Origin of the sequence: Aquimarina algiphila (assembly GCF_947494415.1) — a bacterium.
Classification (GTDB): Bacteria; Bacteroidota; Bacteroidia; order Flavobacteriales; family Flavobacteriaceae; genus Aquimarina; species Aquimarina algiphila.
Genome location: NZ_CANLVC010000001.1, coordinates 506,450 through 532,688, shown reverse-complemented (window position 1 = coordinate 532,688; position 26,239 = coordinate 506,450). Strand labels below are relative to the sequence as shown.

Below are 26,239 nucleotides of genomic sequence, written 5' to 3'. Positions count from 1 at the left end.
TTTACTCTAAAACTCATATATAGTAATGCCGCTTCTAAGTTTGGGTTCAATATAAGTGCTCTTGGGAGGCATTGTTAATCCTTCGTCTGCAATTTTTTTCATTTGAGCTACCGAAGCAGGAAATAATCCAAATCCAACTTTAAACTCTTTGGAGTCGACCATGCTTTTGATATATACGATGTCTTTTTTACCATGTGCGTAATCAATTCTAGTATCACTTCGTACATCTTTTATTGCTAATATAGGATTCAATACTGTTTGGTAAAGCACTTGTGCATCCAATTCCTCAAGTGCATTAGTAAATTCATAAGTTGTTTTTCTAAGATATAAGGAATAAAACTCACCATCCAGATACATGCTGAAATGATGGGGTTTTGAAGGTTTGTAAACTTCGATTCCTCTATTTTCAATTCGAAACCACTCATCTAACCGAATTAAAAACTCTTCTTTTGATAATCCATTAAGATCTTTAACTAATCTATTAAATTCATAGATTTTTAAATCTGATTCGGGAATCAAATAACTCATAAAAAAATTATAAGCTTCATTACCAGTATGCTCAGAATTATGCGTTTTTAAATCTTGTGCCAATAATTGAGAAGAAGCAGAGCGGTGATGTCCATCAGCAATATAAATTGTCTGAATCAAAGAGAAAGCTTCTTTTATTTCTTGGATAGAATTTTTATTATCTATTTTCCAGAGATAATGGGTGTCTCGATTTGTGGTTGTGAATTCATATTCTGCTCTATGCTCAATGGTTTCATCAATAATTTTTGCAATTGTGGGATTGTCAGGATATGTGAGTAATACAGGTTCTGCATTAAATCCTACTGTTTTTAGATATTCTTTGAAGGTGTTTTCGCGATATTGTATGGTGTCTTCGTGTTTTTTGATAATGTCATTTTCATAATCTTCAGCACTAGCGGCCGCAATTATACCACAAAAAGATTCATGCTCACGATTTACAATTTTATAAATATAATAGCAAGGAGTGTCTTCCTGTATAAAGATTTCGTCTTCTTTAAATTCTAAATACCTATTACGAACTAATTTATAACGTTCTTCGCCTGATATTTCTTTCTGATATTTATATCCTGGGTTTACAATATGAAGAAAAGAATAAGGATTATAATCCATTCGCGAGTCTCGTTCAAAGGGAGTGTAGCTTTGGTATGATCTGGAAGCTACTAAGCTTACTTTGTCTCGTGTTGGCCGTACAGCCTTAAACGGAAGGATTTTTGTCATTAATTGATATTTATAAATTCTGTTGGATCAAGATATCCAGAAGTTTCTTCAGAATAACCACCTCCGATATCCATAAAGATATCATCTCTTATCTCCAAATGCAAGTGTGCCCAATATATACCATGTGCATTACCAATAGTTCCTATTAAGGTTCCTTTTTTTACAAAATCACCTTCTTCTATATGTATAGTATCACAGTGGGCATATACCGATTCATAATATTTCCCTTTGTATTTATGTATAATTCGGATAACATTACCCCATCCTCCTTTTATATCTTTTGCAAAAGATACATATCCATTTCCAATAGCATAAATAGGATCTCCTAAATCGGTATTACCTCCACCAACGCCATTCCAGTCGTCGCCTAAATGGTTATTTTCTTCGAACTTTTGAGCGTTATAATACCCTTTAGCGTTTGGCTTACCTACTGGATATTCAAAATCAGTAGCAATCCAGTCAGGGTTTTTCTTAAATAAAGTGTCGTATTTTTGGTATTGATTCTGGACTAAGGCAGGGTTTGTTTTTTTATTTATGTTTTGAGTAACAGAATAACTTTTTGTTTCATTTTTGCAGGACAAAAATGAAGATAAGATTACTATAACAATTATTAAAGGTATTTTCATTTTTGGATTATAATAACTTTTTTCCTCAAACCTCAAACCTCAAACCTCAAACCTCAAACCTCAAACCTCAAACCTCAAACCTCAAACCTCAAACCTCAAACTGTTGGTTATATAAACTGTTTTGCTACATGCTCTGCTTTTCTACTTTGGCTATAATCATAGAACCCTTCACCACTTTTTACACCGAGTTTACCAGCCATAACCATATTCACTAATAATGGACAAGGAGCATATTTAGGGTTTTTGAAACCATTATACATTACATTGAGGATAGAAAGGCATACGTCAAGGCCAATAAAATCAGCAAGTTGAAGTGGTCCCATAGGATGAGCCATACCTAGTTTCATAACCGTATCTATTTCTGCAACACCTGCCACGCCATTATATAACGTTTCAATAGATTCATTGATCATAGGCATTAGAATGCGATTTGCTACAAATCCAGGATAGTCATTTACTTCAACAGGGGTTTTGCCTAATGTTTTTGATAACTCCATGATTGTATTCGTCACTTCATCAGAAGTATTGTAACCTCTAATAATTTCAACAAGTTTCATGATAGGAACAGGGTTCATAAAATGCATTCCGATAACCATTTCGGGACGATTTGTTACTGCCGCAATTTGAGTAATTGATATTGATGAGGTATTCGATGCTAAAATAGTTTCATCAGAACATGCATCATTTAATTCTTTGAATATCTTAAGCTTAAGATCAATATTTTCTGTGGCTGCTTCAACAACAAGTTCAGCATATTCTACTCCGTCTTTAACATTAGTAAACGTAGATATATTTCCCAGAGTAGCTTCTTTATCAGCTTCTGATATTTTTTCTTTAGCAATCATTCTATCCAAATTCTTTGTAATAGTCGCTAAACCTTTATCCAAAGACTGTTGTGATATATCAATTAATTGTACTTTAAATCCTTTTTGAGCAAAAGTATGTGCAATACCATTTCCCATAGTCCCAGCACCAATTACTGCAATGTTTTTCATGTGTGTATTGTTTATTTATATGAGTGTGTAAATTTTGTATTAGCGCTAGAAACAGTCAATGATTTTTAATGCTACTTCTAACGCTTTTTTTCCTTGTTCTAATGAAACGATAGGAATTGAGTCATTTTTTATAGCTTCGGCAAAAGTATCTAGTTCATCCAATATTGCATTATTAGAAGGTACATTAGGGTTGTCAAAATATATTTGTTTTTTGATGCCTTCTGCGTTTTGTAAAATCATGGCAAAATCATCAGGAGTTTCTGGTGCATCTTTCATCTTGACAACCTCACATTTTTTCTCAAAGAAATCGACAGAAATGTATGCGTCACGTTGAAAAAATCTAGATTTTCTCATATTCTTTAACGAAATTCTACTAGCTGTAAGATTAGCTACACAGCCATTTTCAAATTCGATACGAGCGTTTGCAATATCCGGAGTTTCGCTAATTACTGAAACGCCACTAGCACTAATATGTTTTACTTCAGAATGAACAACACTTAGAATAGCATCAATATCATGAATCATAAGATCCAAAACAACAGGAACATCTGTTCCTCTGGGATTAAACTCTGCTAATCTATGAGATTCAATAAACATAGGGTTGTCTATTTTGTTAGCGACAGCAGTGTATGCAGGATTAAAACGTTCTACATGACCTACTTGTCCTTTAACACCATGTGTATTTGCCAGCTCAATAAGTTGTTGAGCTTCTACAACAGTATTGGTGATTGGTTTTTCTATAAAAACGTGCTTGCCTGCTTTAATAGCTTGTTTTGCTACTTCAAAATGAGCAAAAGTTGGGGTTACAATATCAACCACATCAACAGCATCTATGAGTTCTTCTACAGAATTGAATAATTGATATCCAAACTCTTCAACGATAGATTTAGCCTGACTTTGACTAGCATCATAGAAACCTATAAGATTGTAATTTTCTGACTGTTCTAAAAGACGTAAATGGATTTTACCAAGGTGTCCCGCACCGAGTACTCCGGCTTTGAGCATAATTCAAGATTTTACACAAAAATAGTATTATTTATAAATTTTAAATCCTAATTATATCTAAAATCTAAAATTTTAATTCTAAAAGGGGAATAAGTTGTAAATACTTCAACTAAATGTTTTTTAAATGAGCATTTTTAGAATATATAAAAACGATAATTTTTGTTTTATTTGTTTTCGAAATCATAAATCATTATACTCTTAATTCTATAAATAATTGATCTAATTGCAAAGAGTAAATTTTTGTAATATTTTCAACTCAAAATATTTAAACAGATAAAATGTTTATGTAATTTTAGCCCTCTAAATAACCATCAAGATAGTGAAAGATACCCTTAGACATGCCGGAAAAAGAAAACAGTTAGTTGAAGTATTAATTAAGAAAGGAATCAAGAATAAAGCTGTGCTATCTGCTATAGAAAAGATACCCAGACATTTATTTATGGATTCTGGGTTTGAAGATCATGCTTATCAGGATAAAGCTTTTCCTATAGCTGCAGATCAAACAATTTCTCAACCTTATACTGTAGCTTTTCAAAGTGAATTATTGGAAATCAAAAGGGGGGATATGGTATTAGAAATAGGAACAGGATCGGGCTATCAGACAGCTGTATTATGTGAATTAGGAGCAAAAGTTTATAGTATTGAACGCCAAAAAGAATTGTTTAAAAAAACAAAATTGTTTTTATCCAAACTTGGATATCGCCCTAAGCATTTATCGTTTGGTGATGGGTATAAAGGCTTATCAGAGCATGCACCTTATGATGCAATTATCGTGACAGCGGGTGCTCCTTATGTTCCTAAACCATTATTAAGCCAGTTACAAATTAATGGAAGGTTGGTAATCCCCGTAGGAGAAGATGTACAAATTATGACTCTTTTTATTCGCAAAAATGAAACTGAATTTGAAAAGCGAGAGTTTGGAGAATTTAGATTTGTTCCTTTATTAGAAGATAAGAATTGATCAAGTTTGTATTATGAAAAAAACTGAAATAATTTTAGGAGCCTTAATTATTTTTGGAATCTTACTATTTGTATTGAACTTGCCTTTTGGAGCTATTATTGCAATATTGTCTCTTGTAACACTTTCTGGTTTCTATTTCTATTTTAGTTTTGCATTACTTAATGGAGTGAAGTTTCATGAAATGTTTAGAAAAGAATCCTTCAGAGGAATTCCCGGGGTCAGAATTTTTGCTACAATAGGAGCAGGGATAGGGTTTTCAATCATAGTTTTAGGGATACTTTTTAAAATATTTAAATGGCCTTTTGCGAATCAAAATTTGTTGATCGGAGGGGGGATAACATCCATAATTTTAGTAGTGAGCTTGATAAAACTATGGTTGGGAAAGAAAGAGGTGTATGCGGGAATACTTTTAAGATCAGTTGTGTTAGGAGTGGTGTGTTGCTTATTGTTTTTAATGCCGAGTTCTATATTGATGCAGTTAAAATATAGAGATTACCCTAATTATGTTGAAACCTTGAAAGAATTGGATGCAGATCCGGATAATGTTCTTTTACAAGAAAAAGAACGTCAGGAATATAATAGAATTAATGGAATAAGATAAATAAGAATATATTCAAGTTATCTAAAATCTTTTTTAATACGATCCAGAGCTCTTTTATTATCACGATCTTTAATCGTTTCTCTTTTGTCATACATTTTTTTACCACGAGCAAGTGCAATATTTAACTTGGCTAATCCACGATCATTAATAAATAAACGGGTAGGGATAATGGTTAATCCAGAATTTTTTACTTCTTTTTCTAATTTTTTTAATTCTTTTTTATTCAGAAGTAATTTTCTTTCACTTTTGGGGTTGTGATTAAAATATGTGGCATGTGAATATTCTTCTATATGCATGTTGATTACAAAAAGCTCACCGTTATTAAATTCACAAAAACTTTCTGCAATACCTGCTTTACCTTCGCGTATTGCTTTGATTTCGGTTCCAGCTAATTTAATTCCTGCTGTATATTTATCCAGAAATTCATATTCGAATTTTGCTTTACGGTTGAGTATATTGATTTTATTTGGATTCATGTTTGTGAATTCGAGATACTTTTATAAATGAATGCAAAAGTACAAAGCTTTCTCGAAAGAAAGCTTTACATCAAAAGTGAATATTTTAAATACTTTCTATGGTTCTTGAAATTGTATTGTGGCAATCTTACCATTGGGGCTTAACAGAAGCTCCATTACCAAACTTATTTTTTCAAATTCTGCCGTGTAGCTATTGATATTTTCTGCTGTCTGTATGAAAGTAAGGTTTTTTAGGTTTCCAAATTGCTCATGACATCCATTCACAAAACGTTTCACTCCTTCTTTTGTCATGGTTTCTTGCATTTCGGGAGTATATAACGCAAAAATGGCATCTACATTCTGCGCATTAAAGTTTTCTTGAAAAGCTTTTATAGTATTTTCATATGCAGTAGCATCCTGAGCTAGGATGTGCTGAGTAGAAAAACAAATTATAAGTAGAACTATATATTTCATAGCATTAACATTTGGGGTTTTGAAAGTGCAAAATAATTATCTTTTTTAAGATTTAAAAAAATAAGGCTAAAAAACAGATAATTACCTAATCCTCTTTTTGGGGTATAAAAAGTGAAGTTAATGAGTAAGTATGTTATATGGGTACCGTCTAATAGGGCGATAAACACTATTGAATTTTGTGTGACCTTAATTTTTATGTAATTGGGGTTTAACAAAATTGTGACAGTAATTTATCCTGTAAAGTTTAATTTAGTTTTTTTAATGATTGTTATGAAAAGGTATTCACTTTTATTATTGATTATAGCTTTAGCTTCATTCACTTTGGTTTTGCCCCAGTTTTCTGCAACAGAAATTATAGACAAAGCTATAGATCATGCTGGAGGTCATAGATTTGATAATGCAATTATGCATTTTACATTTAGAGGAAAACAATATAGAAGTGAAAGAGGAGAAGGAATCTATGCATTAGAAAGATTTGTGGATGGACCAAATGGATTGATTCATGATATTGTGAGTAATGCTGGTTTGAAGCGTACTATTGAAAATTGTCCTGTGGAAATTACTGATTCATTAGTAACCAGAATTAGTGATGGGGTAAATTCTGTGCATTACTTTGCAAACTTACCTTATGGACTTAATGCTCCTGCCGTACAAAAAGAGTTAATAGGCGAATCAACTATTGATAATGAAGGGTATTATAAGATCAAAGTCACTTTTGCTCAAGAAGGTGGAGGAACTGATTTTGAAGATGAATTTTTATATTGGATAAATAAAGAAGATTTTACAATAGATTATCTAGCTTATAAATATGCAGTTAATGGAGGAGGAATACGTTTTAGAGAGGCATATAATTCAAGGGTTATTAATGGTATACGGTTTGTGGATTATAAGAATTATAAAACAGACGATCTAAAAACTCCATTAGAAAAACTAGATCAATTATTTGAGCAGAAACAACTGAAGTTACTTTCGAAAATAGAGCTAGAAGATATTTATGTGTATCTTGAAAAGGATATCGTTAATTAATTGTAAGTACAGTATCTGTAATAATATCTCCAGTAATTTTTATAATAAATACTTTGCCATAAACTTTTTCATCAATTGCACTATATTTTTCTTTACCCATGATTTTGTTTACAAAAGCAGGAGTAGTATTGCTATGACCAACAACGACAACTGTTTTTCCTTTAGTTTTTTGCTGAAACTCAGGATCATTTAGATTTCTGGGATCATATAGTGTTACTTGTAAATTTTTACTTTTTGCTATAGGTTCAGCGGTTTTTTGCGTTCTGATATAATCAGTAGAGTATATCATATCAATAGTAGTGTCAACAAGCATTTTCGCCCAGTTTTCTGCCCTTGCGTTTCCTTCATCCGTAAGTTTAGGATTCCTGTTTTTGGGATCACTAAGGTCTTTTTCGGCATGTCGTATAAAGAAATACGTAGTTGTAAGATCCTGTGATGCTCCTGTGTTCTGAGCTAAACTTAAAAATGAAGAAAGAAAAATGCTTAAAACTAATATTGCTCTCATAATATAATGTAACTATTAAATCAGATACGAAAATAACTATTACAAAAGTAATAAACGGTTATTTTCGTATCTGATTGGATTATTCTAACATTCCCATTTGCCAAATAACAATGATCATAGACAGAATGGCTATGATAAAAAATCCTATATAGATATAGGTATAGGAGCTTCTCTTTTTGTTAGAGGAGCCCAAATCGCCAGAAGATCTCATATGGCTTGGTTTTATGTGGTTGCATGTTTATATAAGACCCCATAAAAATATAAATGTTACACTTTTTGTGGTTTTAATTGTGAAATTCTTTCTTCAAAACTGGATGCTGCAATTGGTTCTTCGATATTTTTGAATAATTCCATGAGTTGAGTATCATGATTCCAACGTTTTTGCTTTAATAAATTAAAGTGTACAAAAGTACTCCACAATATAGCTTTTAATTCAGTTTTGTCTTGATTCCACATTCTGATTTCTACATGCAATTGATTCTCTGTGTGTTGGATCAGTTGAGAATCTATAATTACATTTTCCATTAATAAGGCAGGCTTGATATATGCAATCTGGTTTGTGCCGACTACCCAACTTATACCTTTTGTCTTTGCTAGTGTGAAAATATCAAGATTGTAATATTTGTCAATTTGATCCTCTCGGGCATTGATCATATAATTGATATAAGCAGCGTTGTTCAGGTGATTAAAAGGGTCGCAATCCTGAAATCTTATTTTTGCTTTACTTTCTAGTACTTTAAGTAATTTCATATGTCTGTTATTTATTAATTTTAATAATATACCAATTGGTATATTGTAGATTAAAAAAAAGTTATTATTTAAGTTCGTTGTTAATTATTTCATCAACTTGATCCATAGTTTCCAGAAGATAACTGTTATCTTCTAGGGTATGCGTCATAAAAATAGCACCAATAATCATTGTGTATAATCTTTTTGCATATAATATAGGGTCTATTTTAGAGTTTATCTCTCCATGTTTTTGGCCGTTTTCAATAATCTTTGCAAGATTACTTTTTATTTTTGTGATTGTATATCTTACCCGTTCGAGTAATAAAGGGTTTTGATGTTTGGCATCTACTCCCATATTTAGAACCGGACAACCTCCTAATTCTTGACTGTAGTTATAATAATTTCGATAAAAATCGGTAATTAGAAATAATTTTTCCAGAGAAGAGTTACTTAAAGATTGGTGATCTGTGATCCTGCGAAGCATATTTTTTACTGTAGCATTAAATGCAGCAACAGCTAATTCTTCTTTATTTTTAAAGTTACCATAAATAGCGCCTTTAGTTAATCCTGTAGCCTTAGTGATATCACTAAGACTTGTAGCTGCGTATCCATTTTTATTAAAAATTGGCGCAACGGTCTGAATAATAAATTCTGTTGTCTGTTCGGCTTTTGTAAGCATTTCTTAGTAAAATGAGTTTAAATGTACAAAAAATATACCTATTGGTATATTTTAAAGTAAAATAATTTTTAGATAATTAAAAAACAGAAAAAAGTAAAGTTGCTAATTATGACCTAGATTGCCATAAATACCATCGAGAGGTTCTATTTTTGTAATGCTTTTTGGTAAGTTACAAGCATCTTCAATTTCCATATCCTGATAACGTAATAATAAATCAAATTTTTTGAGAGCACTTTGCGCTTGATCACACCCAACATTCACATTTCTCACATTATTTGTTTTAATCTCTTTAGGTCGATTACTTCTATTTTCAAAGTCTTTAAATTGGCATTTTATAACGTTTCTTTCTTTGAAATAGAAACGCTCTTCAAGAGTTAATATAACATCTACAAGTTGACGCTTTCCTGATTTACTTCTTTCATAATCCTTGTACGAGATCTTATGTGTTGCGTACTGGAAGAATAGTTCATCATCCCAGATATAGAATTCATCACGATATTTTACATGCCCTTTGGTATGAGTATGTATGATGTGTTTTAGTTCATTACCATTGTAATAAAAAGTAAGACCTCCTTTTTCTATTGCTTCTTCACAAGAGTATTCTGTATGATGTTGTCTTAGAGTGTTTGTGTCTACTAATTCTCTGATTAATTGATATTTATTGCGAATATCAGATAATGCTCCTTTTCTGGTTTGGCCCAGGGAGATAAATGAGGTCAGAAGAAGTACTAATACTATAGTTGGTTTCATTGAGGGAGCAATGTACTCAAAACCTCTTTTTTTTCATTATTTAGTTATTAACCATGTAGGAATAATTTTGTTAATATCTACGGTAAAACCGTAATTCATGCAGTCTAACGATATTTACTTTTTTTATTTTTTTGTTTAAAAATATACAAGCAATCTACTTTTTCCAGGTAGATTGCTTGTTTTGTCATAAAATTCAGGGGATTTTTCCCGGTCAAGAAACTAAATTCTCTTGATTTCTAAAAACTAAATTATTATCAAATTCATCTAGTAGGATTATGTTTTCAGTAGATACTTTGCCTGCTAGAATTTCTTTTGATAGCTTGTTTAGCACTTCTTTTTGTATTGTACGTTTAACGGGTCTTGCTCCAAACTCTGGCTGGAAACCTCTTTCTGCGAGATATGTTATTGCTTGTTCTGTGGCATCTAAAGTAATTTGTTGTTCCACTAGCATTTTTGAAACATGTTTTAGTTGAAGTTTTACAATCTCCTTTATGTTGGATTTGGTTAATGGAGAAAACATCACAATGTCGTCTATTCTGTTTAGAAACTCTGGGCGAACAGCTTGTTTTAGTAATCCAAGAACTTCAACTTTGGCCGCTTCCATCGCAGAATCCATATCTTTAATAGTTTCAAATTTTTCCTGAATGATATGGCTCCCGATATTACTGGTCATAATGATGATGGTGTTTCTGAAATCGGCTGTTCTACCTTTGTTATCTGTTAATCGACCTTCGTCTAATACTTGTAAGAGTACATTAAATGTATCAGGGTGTGCTTTCTCTATTTCATCGAGTAATACCACAGAATATGGTTTTCTTCTTACAGCTTCAGTTAATTGTCCTCCTTCATCATATCCAACATATCCTGGAGGAGCTCCCATTAATCTGCTTACAGAGTGTCGCTCTTGATATTCACTCATGTCTATACGAGTAATGGAGCTTTCATCATTAAAGAGATATTCTGCTAAAGCTTTTGCTAATTCAGTTTTACCCACTCCGGTAGTTCCCAGAAATAAGAACGATCCAATGGGTTTTTTCTGATCCTGTAAACCGGCACGACTTCGACGTACTGCATCACTAACTGCTTGTATGGCTTCAGTTTGACCAACAACTCGTTTTTGAAGTTCTTCTTCTAATACAAGTAATTTTTCTCGTTCGCTTTGTAGCATTTTGGTAACGGGTATGCCTGTCCATTTGGCAACAACTTCTGCGATATCATCATTGGTAACTTCTTCTTTGATAAGAGAAGATTTACTCTGTTGTTCATTTAGTTGTGTTTGAAGTTCGTCCAGTTTTTCCTGTACTTCTTTTATTTTTCCATAACGTAATTCTGCAACTTTCCCATAATCACCATTTCGCTCTGCTCGTTCAGCTTCAAGTTTATATTCTTCTATATCTGTTTTGGCATTTTGTATGGCATCAACGACTTCTTTTTCACTTTGCCATTTTGAGAAAATTTCATTACGTTCTTCCTTGATATTAGCAAGATCAGCATTTAATGTTTTTAATTTTAGATGATCATCTTCTCGTTTTATAGCTTCGATTTCAATCTCGAGTTGCATAACTTTTCGATCTAATACATCTAATTCTTCAGGTTTTGAGTTGATTTCCATTCGTAATTTAGAAGCAGCCTCATCCATTAAGTCAATAGCCTTGTCGGGTAAAAACCTGTTAGTTATGTAGCGCTGGGATAATTCAACTGCAGAAATGATGGCTTCATCTTTTATACGAACTTTATGATGTGTTTCGTATTTTTCTTTAATACCTCTAAGAATTGAAATAGCACTTTCTGTATCTGGTTCATCCACAACTACCCTTTGAAAACGTCTTTCTAAAGCTTTATCTTTTTCAAAATATTTTTGGTATTCATCTAGTGTTGTAGCTCCTATCGCTCGTAACTCTCCTCTTGCTAAAGCTGGTTTAAGGATGTTGGCGGCATCCATTGCCCCTTGGCCACCGCCGGCACCTACCAAAGTATGTATTTCGTCAATAAATAGTACAATATCTCCATCGCTAGAGGTTACTTCTTTGACTACAGATTTTAAACGTTCTTCAAATTCACCTTTAAATTTTGCGCCAGCAATTAAGGCACCCATATCCAGGGAAAAAATTTGTTTATCTCTCAGGTTTTCTGGAATATCTCCAGCGATAATTCGATGTGCTAATCCTTCGGCAATAGCAGTTTTACCAACACCAGGTTCTCCAACCAGCATTGGGTTGTTTTTGGTACGACGAGATAAGATTTGTAGCACTCTTCTAATTTCCTCATCACGGCCAATTACAGGATCCAATTTCCCGCTTTCTGCCATTTCATTAAGGTTTTTGGCATATTTGCTTAATGCTTGATATGTTTCTTCTGCGTTTTGAGATGTTACTCGTTCTCCTTTTCTTATTTCGCTAATGGCTTCGGTAAGATGTTTTTCTGTGACTCCTTGATCTTTTAGGATTTGTGCGATCTTACTTTTTGATTTAAAAATTGCAATGACTAAATGTTCGATAGAAACGTATTCATCGTTCATCTTTTTTGCAATGATGCTAGCTTCGTTTAATGAAGAACCAGCTTCTCGAGACAATTGCAATTCTCCTCCGCTTACTTTTGGAAAACTTTCTAACGTACTATCTAAAACTTGTTGTAATAGATTAATATTTACATTAAGTTTTTTAAGTAGAAATGGTAAAACATTTTCGTCTACATTAAAAATGGCTTTAAAAATATGTTCATTTTCTATTTGCTGATGTCCGAACCCTTGAGCAAGTTGTTGTGCTTGCTGTATGGCTTCTTGTGATTTTATGGTGAAATTATTAAAATTCATAGGGTTATATTTTGAGTTCTAGTGTAGGAAATCAAATAATATTCCGACAATAAAAACACGTCAAAATGTCTGTTTTTTCTCGAGGTTTACTGACTTTTTGGCTAAATGTAAAGTTAAGGGTTTTACAACGACAAATAAATAATTATAGTCAGTTTTAAAATGCATTTGACTAAGTTTGCAATAATTTAGTATAAGAAATAACAATGGGAATATTAGGTAAATTATTTGGATCTGAAGAGAAAGAATCTAAAGAAGAAAAACAAGCTCTACCATGGCAAGAGCTTAATTCGATACCTCAATTGGATAAAATAGCAGAAGCTTCAAAGACTAAAACACAAGCAATTTTTAAACATTCTACACGATGTGGAATTAGTAGAATGGTGATTAGAAATTTTGAAAGTAGTTTTGATCTAACAGAGAGTCAGGTAGATCTTTATTATTTAGATTTATTGAATCATAGAGATGTTTCTTCAGAGGTGTCTGCAAAATTTCAGGTTTTTCATGAGTCACCACAATTTATTGTAATTCGCAATGGAGTAGTGGTTCATCATTCTTCACATAGTATGATTACACCTCAGGTTTTACATCAATATATTTAAAAAGCATTTTTGCTTTTTTCATTTAGAAATGGGCATATTGTTTTATTAGAATTTCTAGACTCAAACATTTTTATGAATAGGTGAGTTGACATTTTTCGGGCTCTTCTTTTTGCAAGTTCTACTTTTTCTCCAAAAAAGAGTTTATCAAGTGTTTCTATCCATATGTTAAGCCAAATACCAAAGTGTTTTTCTGTAATAGTACCCTTAAAAACTTGATCGACTTCTTGGTGTACTTTGATAGGATTACCTTTATATTTTGCAACAAATAAAAGATTGGTTTCCCAGAAGTCAGTTAACCTTTCTAGATGTGCATCCCAATCCTGGATTACATGATTAAAAAGAGGACCAAGTGTAGGTTCTTCTCTAATTTTTGAATAGAATGAGGTGATTAATAGATAAACATCATCTCTACTCCTTATATCACTTTTCATAGACTCAAATTTTCAATATTCATAAGTCTGTTAGTTTATATGAGACTTAAAAGGATAATAACGCTATTAATAAGTAAACTAACTATTAGTAAATTAAATACTATTTTGGCTTTCATTTGAGCTAAAATAGAGGCGTTAAATGTCATGCACGCGATCACACAAAGAGAAAGTTCTATAACTTGTGCTGTAGATCGATCTTGCATAAGAATAACCATTGCAGCAACTGATCCCAGACAACTGGAAAGTATGATCATTAATGGTATATATGCCATATACATTTCTTTGAAATCTTTTAATAACCTTGAATACATAACAATAGATTTTAGATATATATTACAAAGGTATTTCAAGGAAGAGGTATGGATTTATGATCAAGATCATAAAGCTAGTAGAACCACTGATTTATCGATAAACTTTTCGATTTTTGATTAAAAGTTCTCCTTTTTGCTCTAACTTTTTAATGCTCCTTATTACGGTTTCTACACGTAATCCGGTTAAATCGGCAAGTTGTTGTCTTGTGAGTTCTACTTTATATGTTTTTGAAGATGTTATTTGGGGATCATTATTCTTTTTAAAATAATCTAATATTCTTAAAATACGATGCTCTGGTTCCTGAGTTGATATTTCTGAAACCATAATAGCTTTGTAATACAAACGAGAAGCAAGTGTGCTGGTAAATTTATAATGAATCTTAGGGTTTTCTTCTAAGAGTTTTAAAAATTTCTCCTTGGATAATTGCCAAACCTCAGAATCTATAATTGCTTCTGCATTCGCAGGGTATTTGAAATCTGAAAATAAAGGAGGTTCACCAAAACTCTTTTCTTTTGCAAAAATACCTTGTATGTACTCTTTGCCTTCTTCATTATAGTTATTCATTTTAATCTCGCCAGCATGCACCTGATAATAATAGCGAGCTATAGTGCCTTCTTCAAAAAGTTGTTCACCTCGTTTATATTTTTTTAAAACAGCCCCCGAGTTAAGTAATTTTTCATTATCTATCATGCTAAATTTTTCTATGGATCATATTATCCGTCAAAATTCAATAGTGATATGGCTAATACTATAAAAAATCTTGTTGTGCAAGACAAGAGGTCTATCGTTACTATTTAAAACGATAATTAGTAATAATATTCTTTAGTTTATTTTTTAAATCTTCACCTGAGTCATAAACCATTTGCTCATTAGATGGAAATTGAACTGCTTTAAGTCCCAGATATCCCAGTAAACCATCTTCTAATGCACGTTTATCACCACTATAATTGGCATAAATATGTTGAAATACATATTCACTAGATATAGGGAAAGTTTCTAAAAGTTGTCTGGTTCTAAGATTTCTGTATTGAACATTACCCACTACATTCGCTGCTTTAAACTGAGTGAATTCATAATACTCGCAACGAACTTTTACCATTTTATCTACTTTTACTTTTTCCCCTTTATCATCTACCACTATTTCATCATTTTCATCTAGTAAATATTCCCAACCATCTTTAACTAGTTTTTCCTTTTCTAGTTGACGTTCTTTTATCTGCTCTGGAGAGATATTAATTTCTCTCAAGGAAACTTCCATTGCATAATCATATTTTACAGAACGTTGAGGTTGGCTATGATATACTGTCCATAAATCATCAAGACCATACGTACCAAAATTTAGCAAATCACTTTCTAATCTTCTTGGGATAATGACGTCTGTGTTATTTTTCATAGTAACTCTTACAAAATCTGTCCCTTTGAGATGAGCTTCTTCTATCATCTCTTTTGTATTCTTATAGTTAGGGGTGATTTTATCAAGGTATATTAAATCATCATATACCGCTCTGTAATCTGATTTTTGTTTTGCAGAGGATAAAAGTGTTTTAGCATTATCAAAAAGGTACTTAGAAAGTTTATCTTTTGTACTTATAATTCTCTGATCATAATTATCGATAGAAAAATTTGCATTACGTCCTTCTTCTACAAGGTAAAGTGGTAGAAGAGGCTTAATACGTTCTTGTCGACTTTTTAAAGTAGTATATGTATTAAAAATACGTTCTAAATTTGCAGGATTCCCTTCTTTTTCTAGGTAGGCTACAGCATTTTTATCTCTCTCAATAACTTTTGCATATGCCTGTTCTAACATAAGAATATAAGGTTGCTTACCCTTTTTATCTTTATTGGTCTTAAGTTTGTTTAAAGCAATATTTATAGCTTGATCGTAGTTTCCTGTATTAAGTGCTTTTTCGGTTTTCTTTACACTGCTACAAGAAACAGCAAAAACAAATGTAAGTACTAGAAGTAATAGTTTTTTCATGTCAATAGTATTTTGATTGGGGTCATAAAATCAACTTTAATGCCAAAAGATAATAAAAAAAACCTCGAAATTGAGTTTTCCGAGGTTTTATAACGGTTGCGATTATTTTATTTTTTGAAAACAGGAAGTAATTTAGTAGAAACTTCTCCAAACCCAATACGTACTCCATTCTTTTCACAATACCCTCTTATAGTCACGGTATCATTATCTTCAACAAATTTACGACTTCCACCAGAATCTAACTGAACTGGTTTCTCTCCTCGCCAGCTTAATTCTAACATAGAACCATAAGATTCTGGAGTTGGACCTGATAAAGTTCCACTTCCCATCATGTCTCCAGAATTAACGGGACACCCATTTATGGTATGATGTGTGAGTTGTTGTGCCATATTCCAGTACATATGTTTAAAATTACTTCTGGATATGATAGTTTCTTTTTCTTTTTCTGGTTGAATAGCTACTTCAAGATTGATGTCAAAACTCTTTTTGCCTTTATATTGAAGATAGGGCAGTTGTTTTTTTAATGGTTTTGGACCCTCAGTTCTATAAGGTTCTAATGCATCAAGAGTAACAATCCATGGTGATATTGATGAGGCAAAGTTTTTACCTAAAAAAGGACCAAGAGGTACATATTCCCATTTTTGTATATCTCTTGCACTCCAATCATTAAAAAGCACCATCCCAAAAATATAATCCTCAGCTTCTTCAATAGGGATTGGTTCTCCCAATTGATTTGCATCTGTAGTTATAAATGCCATTTCAAGTTCGAAATCGACTAATCTCGAAGGACCAAAAATTGGCTCTGTAGCACCATTAGTTAGTTTTTGACCTTGCGGACGATGAACAGGAATACCAGATGGAATTATAGAACTACTTCGTCCATGATACCCAACAGGCATGTGTAACCAATTAGGAAGTAGAGCATTTTCTGGATCTCTAAACATCTTTCCTACATTTGTAGCATGCTCAATACTACTATAAAAATCAGTATAATCTCCAATGCTAACAGGTAATTGCATTTCGATTTCATCTAGAGAGAATAATACTTCTTTTCTATGTTTTTCATTGTTTTTTAGACTGTCATTGGTAGCGTCAAAAATATCCGCAATTCTATTACGAACTAACCTCCATGTTTTTTTTCCGTCAGAAATAAAGTCATTTAAAGAATCTTGTAAAAAAATATCATCGGTTAAAGGAATTCCTTCAAAATAACCCAACTGATGAAGAGCTCCTAAGTCAATAGCAGTATCACCAATACGTGTTCCTATGGTAATAATATCATCCCTGGTAAGGAAAACACCAAAAGGAATATTCTGAATTGGAAAATCAGTTTTAAGAGGGGTTTTAATCCACGTTTTTCTATCTGGATAATTTGCGGTTATGGGCATTATTGTTTTTTTAATAGATTGTTGGTAATTCTTAAAATCAAATATATAATTTTCGCTCGTTTAAAAATTTTTAATTGTGTGAAAATTAATTAAAATTTTACAAAAGAATATAATTGATTGTAATAATAATATTTATTAAGCCTTCTTATTGAAGAGTCTTCTCGATAAGAGTAGTAAAAATAGATAATATACAATTCTCTTATCTGCTATGTTGTTAAGAAAATGTTCATATTTATTACTATTCATTTCATCTAATTTAATGAATGTATTTCCTATTTTTGCACTTTTATTAACAAATTGAGAATACATGCAACGCGACGAACAAATTTTTGATTTAATTCAGGACGAAAGAGAACGTCAGATCAACGGATTAGAACTTATCGCTTCAGAAAATTTTGTAAGTGAACAAGTGATGGAAGCTGCCGGATCTGTACTAACTAATAAATATGCCGAGGGATATCCCGGAAAACGTTATTATGGCGGATGTGCAGTAGTAGATGTTGTAGAACAGATTGCTATTGATCGTGCAAAAGAATTGTTTGGAGCAGAGTATGCTAATGTGCAACCACATTCTGGTTCGCAAGCGAATACTGCGGTATATCATGCATGTCTTAAACCTGGAGATAAAATATTAGGTTTTGATCTTTCTCATGGAGGACATTTGACTCATGGATCTCCGGTTAATTTTTCAGGAAAATTATACAACCCGGTTTTTTATGGGGTAGAAAAAGAGACGGGAGAATTAAATTATGACAAGATTCAGGAAATTGCGACAGCAGAAAAGCCACAAATGATCATTGCCGGAGCGTCTGCATATTCAAGAGAAATCGATTATAAAAGATTTAGAGAGATTGCAGATAGTGTAGGTGCAATTCTTATGGCTGATATTGCACATCCAGCAGGCTTAATAGCAAAAGGTGTTATTTCTGATCCTGTTCCGCATTGTCATGTAGTAACGACGACTACACATAAGACGCTTAGAGGTCCAAGAGGAGGGTTGATCCTTATGGGTAAAGATTTTGAAAATCCTTTTGGAATTACTTTAAAAAGTGGAAAGAAGCGTATGATGTCTTCTTTGTTTGATAGTGCTGTTTTTCCAGGAAATCAAGGTGGACCTTTAGAGCACATCATTGCTGCAAAAGCTATTGCGTTTGGAGAGGCGTTAACCGATGAATTTTTGCACTATATAGTACAAGTAAAGAAAAATGCAGCAGTTATGGCTGAAGCATTTGTGAAAAAAGGATATGAAGTGATTTCTGGAGGTACAGATAATCATATGATGTTAATCGATTTACGTAATAAAGGAGTAACAGGGAAGCAGGCTGAAGAAGCTCTTGGTGTTGCAGAAATTACTGTAAATAAAAATATGGTACCTTTTGATGATAAATCTCCATTTGTTACTTCAGGAATTAGAATAGGTGTGGCTGCAGTTACTACACGCGGACTTGTAGAAAATGATATGCTTGCTATTGTAGAATTAATTGACAAAGTAATTGTTAATGTAGAGAATGAAGAAGCATTACATGATATTGCTAACGAAGTAAATGCTATGATGGCAGACAAACCATTATTTATAGCTTAGCAGATTAATTATAATAATTAAAGCGCATTGTCTTATTAGTAGATAATGCGCTTTTCGTATTTAATACAACAGATTTACATTATTATCTATTAGAAACGGCAGGAATAGTATCAGTTTTTCACTAGAAATAGGGTAGTTTACATATTTTATATTCCTGATCTTTGGATTCATTATAAAATATGATTTGATCTAGAATTATCCCCAATAATAAATTTGCTGGTAAGGAAGTTTTTAACGAATTATGTATTTAAATTTGGATTGGTTATCACCATAGAGTTATGAAAAATATAAAATTACTCATATTCGTATTGATATGGCCTTTTATTGGTATATCACAGAATATAGATGAATCTATTCTAAAAATCAGGAAAGAGTTTCAACGTATCAATTCGAGTACAACATTAAAAAAGATTAATTTGAATAATGAAGAATTTATGGAATATATACCAGATGGAGGAGGTCAGATTACTGGTTTTTTTGAGAGTGATCATTTGGTGAAAATTACTGAATGGATGGGACCTTCTTATGGAGTTATCATAACAGATTATTACTTAAAAGACGGGGACGTGTTTTTTGCGTATCAGCGGGAAAATAAGTTTAAGGATGTTTTTGATGAATCAGGAGAATGGATGCATTTTGATACATCTAAACTCGAAATTAAATTTGAAGGAAGATATTATTTTGAAAATTATAAACTTATAAAAGAACTCAATAAAGGAAAGCCCTTATTTGAAAGAACTTTTAAGGAAACTGAATTTCTTGAACAAGCTAATATATATGCAGAGATATTAAGAAAATCAAGGATTATGAAAAACAAAAAGAATTAGACTCTCTTTTTATTCAAAATGTAATATTCTAGAACAATACAGATGAACAAATATATGAATGTTATGAATATACAGAGTACACTTATTTCGATGTTGATCATAATAACTGTTGTATTGACAGGGTGTAATAAAAAACAACAGTCTACATCTACAAAGAATAAAGTAGAAACAGAGGATGTAAACCCTACATCTGATGAAAACAATATGGAAAAACAGAAAACCTCCTCCGATGACATTACTGTTCCTGATATAGAAGGACGATATGATCTTATAGAAGGGTTTGGAAATGGGCCAGAAAAAATACACGATTATAGTATATATAAAGGGATATTAATCATAAACCGTATCTCTGATACAGAGTTTGGTTTTGTTAAGGTTACAAAAACTAATCCATACAGTCCTATTGGCGAACATGGAATCTTCTCTTATAAAGAAAACAGGTTTTATAAAAAAGAAATAGACTATCCTGAAAAAATTATATACCATAGTAAAAGTATGGATCTCATAGTAAATGATAGTTTGATCAGTACAACTCGATATACTTCAAATATGACTATATATGGTATATGGAGAAAATCGAATCCAGAATCAAATATTTATGTTTCTCTTCGGAAAACATTAGAGAAAGAAAAAAAAGAATATATTGATTTTTATAATGAAGTGTATAAAGATACTAGTATAACAGGAAGAAATGAATTCATCAAATATAGAACAGGAGAGAGATTTATAGAAAATGATTCAATTTTTCTGAGTAAATGGAAGAAATATAATACTAATTCTTCTGATAAGGAATAGAGTATTGATGTGAAAAAAGATTTCAAAATGTCTTTTTCCTCATGAAAGCCTAATATAATGAAAGAATATATACAAACAATAGAGAGTGAATTCAAGAAAAATGGAAACCCAACTATTGCATTGGATCAAAAGGCTTATATGAGGGGTCAATTTGAATTTTTCGGACTCAAAGCAACCCAAAGAAGAGAAATTCAAAAACCATTTTTTATTAAAGAATTTCTCCCGAAAAAAGGTGAATTACATCAAATTGTTAAAATACTTTGGGAGAAACCTCAAAGAGATTTTCAGCATTTTGGACAAGAGCTTACCTTAAAATATGTAAAGCAGTTTGAAAAAGAAGATATTGAACTTTTTGAATTCATGGTGATTCATAAATCCTGGTGGGATACAATTGATTTTATTGCCACAAAATTAATTGGTGAATATTTTAAGATGTATCCAGAACAAAGGGATATTTATATAAAAAAATGGCTTGTATCTAATCATATATGGTTGCAAAGATCATGTTTGCTATTTCAACTGAAGTATAAAGAAAAATTAGATCCTGTGTTTTTGAGTTATGTGATTAATTCATTAACCGGGACTCAAGAATTTTTTATTAATAAAGCTATTGGTTGGGTGCTGAGAGAGTACAGTAGAACAAATCCAGAATGGGTTGTAGAATTTACGAACAAGACAGAATTGAGTAGGTTAAGTAGAAAAGAAGCTTTAAGATTAATTAAAAAGAATTAAAAATTGATAAGAAGAATAGGTGTTATAGTAAGTATAAGTTTACTCGTTGGTCTAAGTAGCTTTTATTCAATTCAATCATTGGGTAATAAGATTGATGAATCAAAATTAATTAGTCACATTATTAACCCTAAAGAACAAGAGGTACATTTTTATTGGAAAGATAAGAACGGGAATACATATGCAAGCCTAAACAATCTAAAAACAAAATTAGAGGAAGAAAATAAACAGTTAGTTTTTGCCATGAATGGAGGCATGTATAATAAAGATAGGACGCCACAGGGATTATATATAGAAAACGGAGTTCGTAAGGCAAAAATAGATACCGTGGATAAAGGATATGGAAACTTTTATTTGCAGCCCAATGGTATTTTCTATTTAACCATAGATAACACCCCTATTATATGCCCGACAACTAAGTTTAACAGTAATAGTGATATAAAATATGCGACTCAATCAGGGCCAATGTTATTGATTGATAATAAAATTCACCCTAAGTTTACTGAAGGTTCTGTTAATGTTCATATCAGAAACGGAGTAGGAATTCTTCCTAATGGAAATTTACTTTTTGCAATGTCAAAAGAAAAAATAAACTTCTATGATTTTGCATCGTATTTTAAACAAAACGGCTGCAAGAATGCACTGTATCTAGATGGTTTTGTGTCTAGAACATATTTGCCTTCAGAGAATTGGGAGCAATTGGATGGAGATTTTGGAGTGATTATAGGAGAAATAAAAACTAAAAACTAATCCTTAGATGCTTATGAATGGCTCCAATTTTCTGCATCGTCACTATTATTGGGAGAAAGTCCGATAATGTCTCCATCAGTATTTACACCCAGACCAACGACAGTTCTATTTACATAATTAAAATAGCTAACCACTTGATTAATTTCTAATATTTCTCCATCAGATAATTGTTGCTCTCTAAGTTTATGAATATCTGCTTCTGTAATAGTGTGATGAGATAGTGTTAATTGTTTTGCATAATGTAAGCCCTCTAAATATTGATATTTAAAATGAAGTTCTGGTTGATCTTTTATGATAGAAGACATAATTCCCTGAAAAGTAGTTTCATCATTGAGCAAACGTTTTAACCCGGCAGCGTGATGATCAACACAATAGCTGCATTGGTTCAAATTACTCACATAAACACCAAGTGTTTCCAAATACCACTTTGGTAGTGTGTTATTCGAATTATGAAGTACATTTTTATATAATCCCATGTGACCTATAAGGGTATGTGGTCGTAAGCTATGAATAGATAAAACATTATCTACATTATTGTCAGGGCCCTTGATACGGTCATAAATCTTTTTTAATTGACCTGTAGCATCTTTATATGCTATTTCCTTTATCCAACTCATTTATTGAAGTTTTTCTCTAAAAAATGACCCTTTTTTACTGAAAAGAGCACTAAATAATACTAACATTGATCCTAGCATAATAGAAACATCTGCTAGGTTAAATATTTCAGTTTTAAAAATACCTAGATCCAAAATCAAAAAATCAGTCACCGATCCATACATAATACGATCAAAAAGGTTTCCAATTCCTCCACCAATAATGAAAGCAAAACCGATAATAGTTTCTCTGGAATAATTTGTCTTGATTAATATTTGTCTTAATAATACTAGTAAAACGAATATTGGAAGAATTTGTAATAAAATAATTTTTAGTATCGGACTTAAATCCGAACCTAAACTATACGCTGCTCCTGTATTTTCGACTTTAGTCAACACAAAATTATCTTTAAAAACAGCTATACGTTCATAAGGTTCAATTGCTTGTCGTACAACACTTTTTGAGATCTGGTCGCAGCTAATATTTAGCAAAACCAGAGAAAGTATGAGTATTATTCTTATTTTTCCTTTGATTTTCATTATAATTTCAAAAGTAATAGAAACGATCAATTATTCTCATGTTTCTCATATTTTTTATGTTCAGAAAGAGAGAAAGCTTTATCATAACTATCTTTGTTAATAGTTTCATTTTCATTAGAATCATAATCAATTAAAATTTTCCAATTACCCTCTATCATTTTTAGTATGACATGAAATTGGCCATATGAATATTGTACTTTATTATCATTATCAGTATACGATGCTCTATAAATACCTCTGTCAGAAACAAGGGTTTCAGAATACACTCTTTCGAATAACCTAAAATCAATAAGAGCTGGTTTTCCTTTGGGTTTACTCCATCTTTTTTTATATCCTTCAAGGTAGGTTTTAACACCTTTTATTTCTCCACCATTTCCAGAAATACGAATCATGTCATTACTATGAATAGAGGCAAACAAATTGTAATCTAATGTTTCAAAGGCTTTAGAAAAATTACCATACATGTCGGCATTAATTTTTTCATGAATAGCAGTTTCTTGCGCTATACAATCAAGATTTGAATAATAAGAGAGTAGAATTATTATAAATATTATTTTTATTTTAGATTTCATAACTGTTAAATATTTTGTTGTTCATATAATACGCAATGTTTCAATCGGTCATTATCTAATAATTTAGGATGTATAAAAGTTTTAATGCGTTGCATTCCTATTTTTTTCATGATTAATTCTGATTTTATATTAATCTCTGGGGCAACAGAATAGATTTTGTTTAGTCCCATTTGTTGAAATCCAAAATCCAGGCATGCTTTTGCACCTTCGGTAGCATATCCTTTGTTCCAAATACTTTTTTTAAGCCGCCAACCAATATCTATAAAAACATCGAGATCTTTTAAATAGGTCTGCTCGCATAAACCTATAAAGCCAATACATTCTCCATTTTCTAAAAGATCAACAGGGAAGTAACAGAACCCTTTTTCAGCGAACATTTCTTGCATTCGTACAATGAAAGCCTTAGTTTCTTGCTTTGATGGCTTAAAGGGGAAAAATTCCATTACATCATCATCATTATTAATTTCTGTTAAAAGTTCTAGATCGTCTAGCGTCCATTCCCTGAAACCTAAGCGTTCAGATGTAAAGATGTATGTATTCATTTTAAGCATTTTCATGTTGGCTTATGTAAATATAAAGTATCATTTAATACTTCTATATAAATATAGGAGCACGTTAACGTTTTTTACATAAAAAAACAGGTGTTTACCCTCTTTTATTTACATTATATAATAATTATATTTGGTTATACACGATTCTTTATAAGAATACTAACCTAATAACCAGCCAAATATGAAAAACAAAACAAGAATTATTTTACATGGTTTTATAATAGTAGCTATTGGGGCTGCTTGTATGACTTCTTGTAAAAAGGAAGAAAAAAAAGAAGAAAAGATAGAGCCTGAAACCACATATAGTGAAGTTCAGACAGAAACTACTTGTGCTTGTGAATCGAGCTGGTTCCCACACAGTCAAACATCTGCTCCTGCCGAGGGAAAAGGAAGCCCGTTTGATGTATCTTCTACGACCAATTGTATTTTTCACCAATGGTCATGGCAGAAATTTTTATGGTTGACAAAACCAGATGGTAACCTCCCTTTATTTCTAAATCAGGATTCAATAATTCAAGTGAGTGATTTAATGGAGAAAATACCACAACAGACTGGTGCAAATGTGGTGTTAACAGATACAGAACAAGCAGGGTCGAATGGTATACTAAAAACAAATCCTGCATATAATAGTGCGACCAATGAGGCTATTACTATATATTATTCGATTCATACTAGTCCAATAATGTTAAACCAAGCTGAGATTTTTAAAAAACAATTAGATGATGGAACATTGCCTGCAGATAATTTAGAAGTATTTCCAGTAGGTTCTTTAGAGTTAAAAGTGTCATGGGTAGATATTAATGCTATTTCCAGTGATAAACAAAGTAATTATTTTACAACTGTTGCTGCTTTGAGCACAGATGGAGGTGCTACTTTTACAAATACTAAGATGGCTTTGTTAGGGATGCATGTTACTGGTGTTGTAGAAAATCATCCTGAGTTTATTTGGGCTACATTTGAACATAATGATATTGCACCAAATTATGATTGGTCTGCCAATACAGCAAGTTCATCCACAGAGAAATTATTATTTAGTAAAGGGACAACAACTGACTTAGGTGGTATTACCTGGGATACAACAAACAAAGCACCAGTGAAAGCCCATATGGCGTATGATTTATTTCAATATGGGGTTCCTGTAGATGCTTCTGGTTTTTTGAAAACAAGCCAATCAGAGCCAGAAAATTTTGATAATATTAAAGATATTAATACTTGTGTGGCTGCAAAACTTACCGATGTATGGAATAATTATTTCTATAATGGTTCTATTTGGATTAATACAGATAATATGACACCAAAGGAACAAGCAGAAAAGATCGTAAGTTTAGGGTATAAAATAGGAGCAGCAACACCAGGATCTTTTGCAAGAGGTTCTTTAAATAACGCAAATGTTTCTATGGAAACCTTTACCCAGACTTTTCAAGATAGTATTTCAAAAATAGCAGTAGATAATCTCGCTAATTGCTTTTCATGTCATGCAGGAGTTAGTTTTACAGGTAATACTTCTCCAATATATCTTAGCCATATTTTTGATGCTTATATCAAATCTAGTCAAGGTAAAACAAGGGATGAAATTAATACATTAAAAGACGATCAACATATACAAACACTTCTTAAAGCTGTTGAATAGTAGTATTGTATAACATAAAAAAATGTCCTTTAAATAATAATCTAAAGGACATTTTTTATTTAATCTAAAAATAGACTATTTGGAGATTAAAGTGTCTTT

Annotated in this window: 31 protein-coding genes; 11 read left to right on the top strand and 20 right to left on the bottom strand. The window is 31.9% G+C overall.

Going from position 1 to position 26,239, the window contains the following annotated elements; translation table 11 throughout:
- Positions 1–6: 6 nt before the first annotated feature.
- From PQF96_RS02215 to PQF96_RS02200, 4 genes are all read right to left on the bottom strand, one after another.
- Complete coding sequence (locus PQF96_RS02215) at positions 7–1,245, bottom strand: DUF1015 domain-containing protein (protein WP_109439167.1); 1,239 nt, start codon at positions 1,243–1,245, stop codon at positions 7–9.
- Positions 1,245–1,871, bottom strand: a complete 627-nt coding sequence (locus tag PQF96_RS02210; protein ID WP_271764946.1) for a M23 family metallopeptidase — start codon at positions 1,869–1,871, stop codon at positions 1,245–1,247. Before PQF96_RS02210 ends, PQF96_RS02215 begins: the two co-directional genes overlap by 1 nt.
- Before the next feature lie 107 nt (positions 1,872–1,978).
- On the bottom strand, positions 1,979–2,866 hold the full coding sequence (locus tag PQF96_RS02205) for a 3-hydroxybutyryl-CoA dehydrogenase (RefSeq protein ID WP_271764945.1): 888 nt from the start codon (positions 2,864–2,866) through the stop codon (positions 1,979–1,981).
- Between the two features lie 45 nt (positions 2,867–2,911).
- On the bottom strand, positions 2,912–3,871 hold the full coding sequence (locus PQF96_RS02200; RefSeq protein WP_271764944.1) for a Gfo/Idh/MocA family protein: 960 nt from the start codon (positions 3,869–3,871) through the stop codon (positions 2,912–2,914).
- Between the two features lie 319 nt (positions 3,872–4,190).
- Between PQF96_RS02200 and PQF96_RS02195 the strand changes: the two genes are divergently transcribed.
- Complete coding sequence (locus tag PQF96_RS02195) at positions 4,191–4,832, top strand: protein-L-isoaspartate(D-aspartate) O-methyltransferase (protein WP_271764943.1); 642 nt, start codon at positions 4,191–4,193, stop codon at positions 4,830–4,832.
- Between the two features lie 13 nt (positions 4,833–4,845).
- Positions 4,846–5,433: a hypothetical protein gene (locus PQF96_RS02190; protein ID WP_271764942.1), complete on the top strand. Its 588-nt coding sequence runs from the start codon at positions 4,846–4,848 to the stop codon at positions 5,431–5,433.
- A gap of 17 nt (positions 5,434–5,450) precedes the next feature.
- Here PQF96_RS02190 and smpB read toward each other — a convergent pair whose 3' ends face one another.
- Both smpB and PQF96_RS02180 read right to left on the bottom strand, forming a co-directional pair.
- Entirely contained in the window at positions 5,451–5,909 is a 459-nt protein-coding gene (gene smpB, locus PQF96_RS02185; protein ID WP_109439161.1) for an SsrA-binding protein SmpB, read from the bottom strand.
- Positions 5,910–6,005: 96 nt separating this feature from the next.
- Positions 6,006–6,362, bottom strand: a complete 357-nt coding sequence (locus PQF96_RS02180) for a DUF3887 domain-containing protein (protein WP_271764941.1) — start codon at positions 6,360–6,362, stop codon at positions 6,006–6,008.
- A gap of 270 nt (positions 6,363–6,632) precedes the next feature.
- Here PQF96_RS02180 and PQF96_RS02175 point away from each other — a divergent pair, with 270 nt between their 5' ends.
- On the top strand, positions 6,633–7,388 hold the full coding sequence (locus PQF96_RS02175; RefSeq protein WP_271764940.1) for a DUF6503 family protein: 756 nt from the start codon (positions 6,633–6,635) through the stop codon (positions 7,386–7,388).
- Here PQF96_RS02175 and PQF96_RS02170 read toward each other — a convergent pair.
- Positions 7,381–7,893, bottom strand: coding sequence for a SixA phosphatase family protein (locus tag PQF96_RS02170; RefSeq protein WP_109439159.1), 513 nt, complete (start codon positions 7,891–7,893; stop codon positions 7,381–7,383). The genes PQF96_RS02175 and PQF96_RS02170 overlap by 8 nt on opposite strands.
- A 97-nt stretch (positions 7,894–7,990) precedes the next feature.
- Between PQF96_RS02170 and PQF96_RS02165 the strand changes: the two genes are divergently transcribed.
- A complete protein-coding gene (locus PQF96_RS02165) occupies positions 7,991–8,149 on the top strand; it encodes a hypothetical protein (protein WP_160114396.1) in 159 nt (52 codons plus the stop codon).
- Positions 8,150–8,160: 11 nt separating this feature from the next.
- Here PQF96_RS02165 and PQF96_RS02160 read toward each other — a convergent pair whose 3' ends face one another.
- The 4 genes from PQF96_RS02160 to clpB form a co-directional block, all read right to left on the bottom strand.
- On the bottom strand, positions 8,161–8,643 hold the full coding sequence (locus tag PQF96_RS02160) for an acyl-CoA thioesterase (protein WP_271764939.1): 483 nt from the start codon (positions 8,641–8,643) through the stop codon (positions 8,161–8,163).
- Positions 8,644–8,707: 64 nt separating this feature from the next.
- Entirely contained in the window at positions 8,708–9,301 is a 594-nt protein-coding gene (locus tag PQF96_RS02155) for a TetR/AcrR family transcriptional regulator (RefSeq protein WP_109439157.1), read from the bottom strand.
- 102 nt (positions 9,302–9,403) lie between these two features.
- Positions 9,404–10,051 carry a hypothetical protein gene (locus PQF96_RS02150; RefSeq protein WP_109439156.1) on the bottom strand — a complete coding sequence of 216 codons (648 nt, stop codon included), beginning with the start codon at positions 10,049–10,051 and terminating at the stop codon, positions 9,404–9,406.
- 211 nt (positions 10,052–10,262) lie between these two features.
- Complete coding sequence (gene clpB / locus PQF96_RS02145) at positions 10,263–12,863, bottom strand: ATP-dependent chaperone ClpB (protein ID WP_109439155.1); 2,601 nt, start codon at positions 12,861–12,863, stop codon at positions 10,263–10,265.
- 203 nt (positions 12,864–13,066) lie between these two features.
- Here clpB and ytxJ point away from each other — a divergent pair, with 203 nt between their 5' ends.
- The gene (gene ytxJ / locus PQF96_RS02140) at positions 13,067–13,462 is read left to right on the top strand and encodes a bacillithiol system redox-active protein YtxJ (RefSeq protein WP_109439154.1); all 396 of its coding nucleotides are present in this window, start codon (positions 13,067–13,069) and stop codon (positions 13,460–13,462) included.
- Here ytxJ and PQF96_RS02135 read toward each other — a convergent pair.
- From PQF96_RS02135 to fahA, 5 genes are all read right to left on the bottom strand, one after another.
- The gene (locus PQF96_RS02135) at positions 13,459–13,893 is read right to left on the bottom strand and encodes a group III truncated hemoglobin (protein WP_271764938.1); all 435 of its coding nucleotides are present in this window, start codon (positions 13,891–13,893) and stop codon (positions 13,459–13,461) included. The genes ytxJ and PQF96_RS02135 overlap by 4 nt on opposite strands.
- A 35-nt stretch (positions 13,894–13,928) precedes the next feature.
- On the bottom strand, positions 13,929–14,204 hold the full coding sequence (locus PQF96_RS02130; RefSeq protein ID WP_143916160.1) for a hypothetical protein: 276 nt from the start codon (positions 14,202–14,204) through the stop codon (positions 13,929–13,931).
- A 91-nt stretch (positions 14,205–14,295) separates the two neighbouring features.
- A complete protein-coding gene (locus PQF96_RS02125) occupies positions 14,296–14,895 on the bottom strand; it encodes a Crp/Fnr family transcriptional regulator (protein WP_109439151.1) in 600 nt (199 codons plus the stop codon).
- A gap of 100 nt (positions 14,896–14,995) precedes the next feature.
- Positions 14,996–16,183, bottom strand: coding sequence for a hypothetical protein (locus tag PQF96_RS02120; protein WP_109439150.1), 1,188 nt, complete (start codon positions 16,181–16,183; stop codon positions 14,996–14,998).
- A 107-nt stretch (positions 16,184–16,290) separates the two neighbouring features.
- A complete protein-coding gene (fahA, locus tag PQF96_RS02115; protein ID WP_109439149.1) occupies positions 16,291–17,571 on the bottom strand; it encodes a fumarylacetoacetase in 1,281 nt (426 codons plus the stop codon).
- Positions 17,572–17,878: 307 nt separating this feature from the next.
- Here fahA and glyA point away from each other — a divergent pair, with 307 nt between their 5' ends.
- The 5 genes from glyA to PQF96_RS02090 all read left to right on the top strand — a co-directional run bounded on the left by glyA (position 17,879) and on the right by PQF96_RS02090 (position 22,254).
- The gene (gene glyA, locus PQF96_RS02110) at positions 17,879–19,153 is read left to right on the top strand and encodes a serine hydroxymethyltransferase (protein WP_271764937.1); all 1,275 of its coding nucleotides are present in this window, start codon (positions 17,879–17,881) and stop codon (positions 19,151–19,153) included.
- Positions 19,154–19,431: 278 nt separating this feature from the next.
- Positions 19,432–19,980, top strand: coding sequence for a hypothetical protein (locus PQF96_RS02105; RefSeq protein ID WP_271764936.1), 549 nt, complete (start codon positions 19,432–19,434; stop codon positions 19,978–19,980).
- A 63-nt stretch (positions 19,981–20,043) separates the two neighbouring features.
- Positions 20,044–20,775, top strand: a complete 732-nt coding sequence (locus PQF96_RS02100) for a hypothetical protein (RefSeq protein WP_271764935.1) — start codon at positions 20,044–20,046, stop codon at positions 20,773–20,775.
- 57 nt (positions 20,776–20,832) lie between these two features.
- Positions 20,833–21,507 carry a DNA alkylation repair protein gene (locus PQF96_RS02095; protein WP_271764934.1) on the top strand — a complete coding sequence of 225 codons (675 nt, stop codon included), beginning with the start codon at positions 20,833–20,835 and terminating at the stop codon, positions 21,505–21,507.
- Between the two features lie 3 nt (positions 21,508–21,510).
- Positions 21,511–22,254, top strand: a complete 744-nt coding sequence (locus PQF96_RS02090) for a phosphodiester glycosidase family protein (protein WP_271764933.1) — start codon at positions 21,511–21,513, stop codon at positions 22,252–22,254.
- A gap of 11 nt (positions 22,255–22,265) precedes the next feature.
- On the opposite strand, the gene PQF96_RS02085 is transcribed toward PQF96_RS02090, so the two are convergent.
- The 4 genes from PQF96_RS02085 to PQF96_RS02070 are packed head-to-tail and all read right to left on the bottom strand — an operon-like array spanning position 22,266 to position 24,501.
- Positions 22,266–22,871, bottom strand: a complete 606-nt coding sequence (locus PQF96_RS02085) for a carboxymuconolactone decarboxylase family protein (protein ID WP_271764932.1) — start codon at positions 22,869–22,871, stop codon at positions 22,266–22,268.
- Complete coding sequence (lspA, locus tag PQF96_RS02080; protein WP_143916165.1) at positions 22,872–23,387, bottom strand: signal peptidase II; 516 nt, start codon at positions 23,385–23,387, stop codon at positions 22,872–22,874.
- Positions 23,388–23,413: 26 nt separating this feature from the next.
- A complete protein-coding gene (locus PQF96_RS02075) occupies positions 23,414–23,959 on the bottom strand; it encodes a hypothetical protein (RefSeq protein WP_271764931.1) in 546 nt (181 codons plus the stop codon).
- Positions 23,960–23,964: 5 nt separating this feature from the next.
- On the bottom strand, positions 23,965–24,501 hold the full coding sequence (locus PQF96_RS02070; RefSeq protein ID WP_271764930.1) for a GNAT family N-acetyltransferase: 537 nt from the start codon (positions 24,499–24,501) through the stop codon (positions 23,965–23,967).
- Positions 24,502–24,691: 190 nt separating this feature from the next.
- Between PQF96_RS02070 and PQF96_RS02065 the strand changes: the two genes are divergently transcribed.
- Positions 24,692–26,140 (top strand): hypothetical protein, encoded by a 1,449-nt coding sequence (locus PQF96_RS02065; protein WP_271764929.1) that lies wholly within the window; start codon positions 24,692–24,694, stop codon positions 26,138–26,140.
- Positions 26,141–26,239: the final 99 nt, after the last annotated feature.

Excerpts from the sequence above, each read along its gene's own strand:
- PQF96_RS02215 (WP_109439167.1), bottom strand. The coding sequence starts at position 1,245 with ATGACAAAAATCCTTCCGTTTAAGGCTGTACGGCCAACACGAGACAAA.
- PQF96_RS02210 (WP_271764946.1), bottom strand. The coding sequence starts at position 1,871 with ATGAAAATACCTTTAATAATTGTTATAGTAATCTTATCTTCATTTTTG.
- PQF96_RS02205 (WP_271764945.1), bottom strand. The coding sequence starts at position 2,866 with ATGAAAAACATTGCAGTAATTGGTGCTGGGACTATGGGAAATGGTATT.
- PQF96_RS02200 (WP_271764944.1), bottom strand. The coding sequence starts at position 3,871 with ATGCTCAAAGCCGGAGTACTCGGTGCGGGACACCTTGGTAAAATCCAT.
- PQF96_RS02190 (WP_271764942.1), top strand. The coding sequence starts at position 4,846 with ATGAAAAAAACTGAAATAATTTTAGGAGCCTTAATTATTTTTGGAATC.
- smpB (WP_109439161.1), bottom strand. The coding sequence starts at position 5,909 with ATGAATCCAAATAAAATCAATATACTCAACCGTAAAGCAAAATTCGAA.
- PQF96_RS02180 (WP_271764941.1), bottom strand. The coding sequence starts at position 6,362 with ATGAAATATATAGTTCTACTTATAATTTGTTTTTCTACTCAGCACATC.
- PQF96_RS02175 (WP_271764940.1), top strand. The coding sequence starts at position 6,633 with ATGAAAAGGTATTCACTTTTATTATTGATTATAGCTTTAGCTTCATTC.
- PQF96_RS02170 (WP_109439159.1), bottom strand. The coding sequence starts at position 7,893 with ATGAGAGCAATATTAGTTTTAAGCATTTTTCTTTCTTCATTTTTAAGT.
- PQF96_RS02160 (WP_271764939.1), bottom strand. The coding sequence starts at position 8,643 with ATGAAATTACTTAAAGTACTAGAAAGTAAAGCAAAAATAAGATTTCAG.
- PQF96_RS02155 (WP_109439157.1), bottom strand. The coding sequence starts at position 9,301 with ATGCTTACAAAAGCCGAACAGACAACAGAATTTATTATTCAGACCGTT.
- PQF96_RS02150 (WP_109439156.1), bottom strand. The coding sequence starts at position 10,051 with ATGAAACCAACTATAGTATTAGTACTTCTTCTGACCTCATTTATCTCC.
- clpB (WP_109439155.1), bottom strand. The coding sequence starts at position 12,863 with ATGAATTTTAATAATTTCACCATAAAATCACAAGAAGCCATACAGCAA.
- ytxJ (WP_109439154.1), top strand. The coding sequence starts at position 13,067 with ATGGGAATATTAGGTAAATTATTTGGATCTGAAGAGAAAGAATCTAAA.
- PQF96_RS02135 (WP_271764938.1), bottom strand. The coding sequence starts at position 13,893 with ATGAAAAGTGATATAAGGAGTAGAGATGATGTTTATCTATTAATCACC.
- PQF96_RS02130 (WP_143916160.1), bottom strand. The coding sequence starts at position 14,204 with ATGTATTCAAGGTTATTAAAAGATTTCAAAGAAATGTATATGGCATAT.
- PQF96_RS02125 (WP_109439151.1), bottom strand. The coding sequence starts at position 14,895 with ATGATAGATAATGAAAAATTACTTAACTCGGGGGCTGTTTTAAAAAAA.
- PQF96_RS02120 (WP_109439150.1), bottom strand. The coding sequence starts at position 16,183 with ATGAAAAAACTATTACTTCTAGTACTTACATTTGTTTTTGCTGTTTCT.
- fahA (WP_109439149.1), bottom strand. The coding sequence starts at position 17,571 with ATGCCCATAACCGCAAATTATCCAGATAGAAAAACGTGGATTAAAACC.
- glyA (WP_271764937.1), top strand. The coding sequence starts at position 17,879 with ATGCAACGCGACGAACAAATTTTTGATTTAATTCAGGACGAAAGAGAA.
- PQF96_RS02105 (WP_271764936.1), top strand. The coding sequence starts at position 19,432 with ATGAAAAATATAAAATTACTCATATTCGTATTGATATGGCCTTTTATT.
- PQF96_RS02100 (WP_271764935.1), top strand. The coding sequence starts at position 20,044 with ATGAATATACAGAGTACACTTATTTCGATGTTGATCATAATAACTGTT.
- PQF96_RS02095 (WP_271764934.1), top strand. The coding sequence starts at position 20,833 with ATGAAAGAATATATACAAACAATAGAGAGTGAATTCAAGAAAAATGGA.
- PQF96_RS02085 (WP_271764932.1), bottom strand. The coding sequence starts at position 22,871 with ATGAGTTGGATAAAGGAAATAGCATATAAAGATGCTACAGGTCAATTA.
- lspA (WP_143916165.1), bottom strand. The coding sequence starts at position 23,387 with ATGAAAATCAAAGGAAAAATAAGAATAATACTCATACTTTCTCTGGTT.
- PQF96_RS02075 (WP_271764931.1), bottom strand. The coding sequence starts at position 23,959 with ATGAAATCTAAAATAAAAATAATATTTATAATAATTCTACTCTCTTAT.
- PQF96_RS02070 (WP_271764930.1), bottom strand. The coding sequence starts at position 24,501 with ATGAATACATACATCTTTACATCTGAACGCTTAGGTTTCAGGGAATGG.
- PQF96_RS02065 (WP_271764929.1), top strand. The coding sequence starts at position 24,692 with ATGAAAAACAAAACAAGAATTATTTTACATGGTTTTATAATAGTAGCT.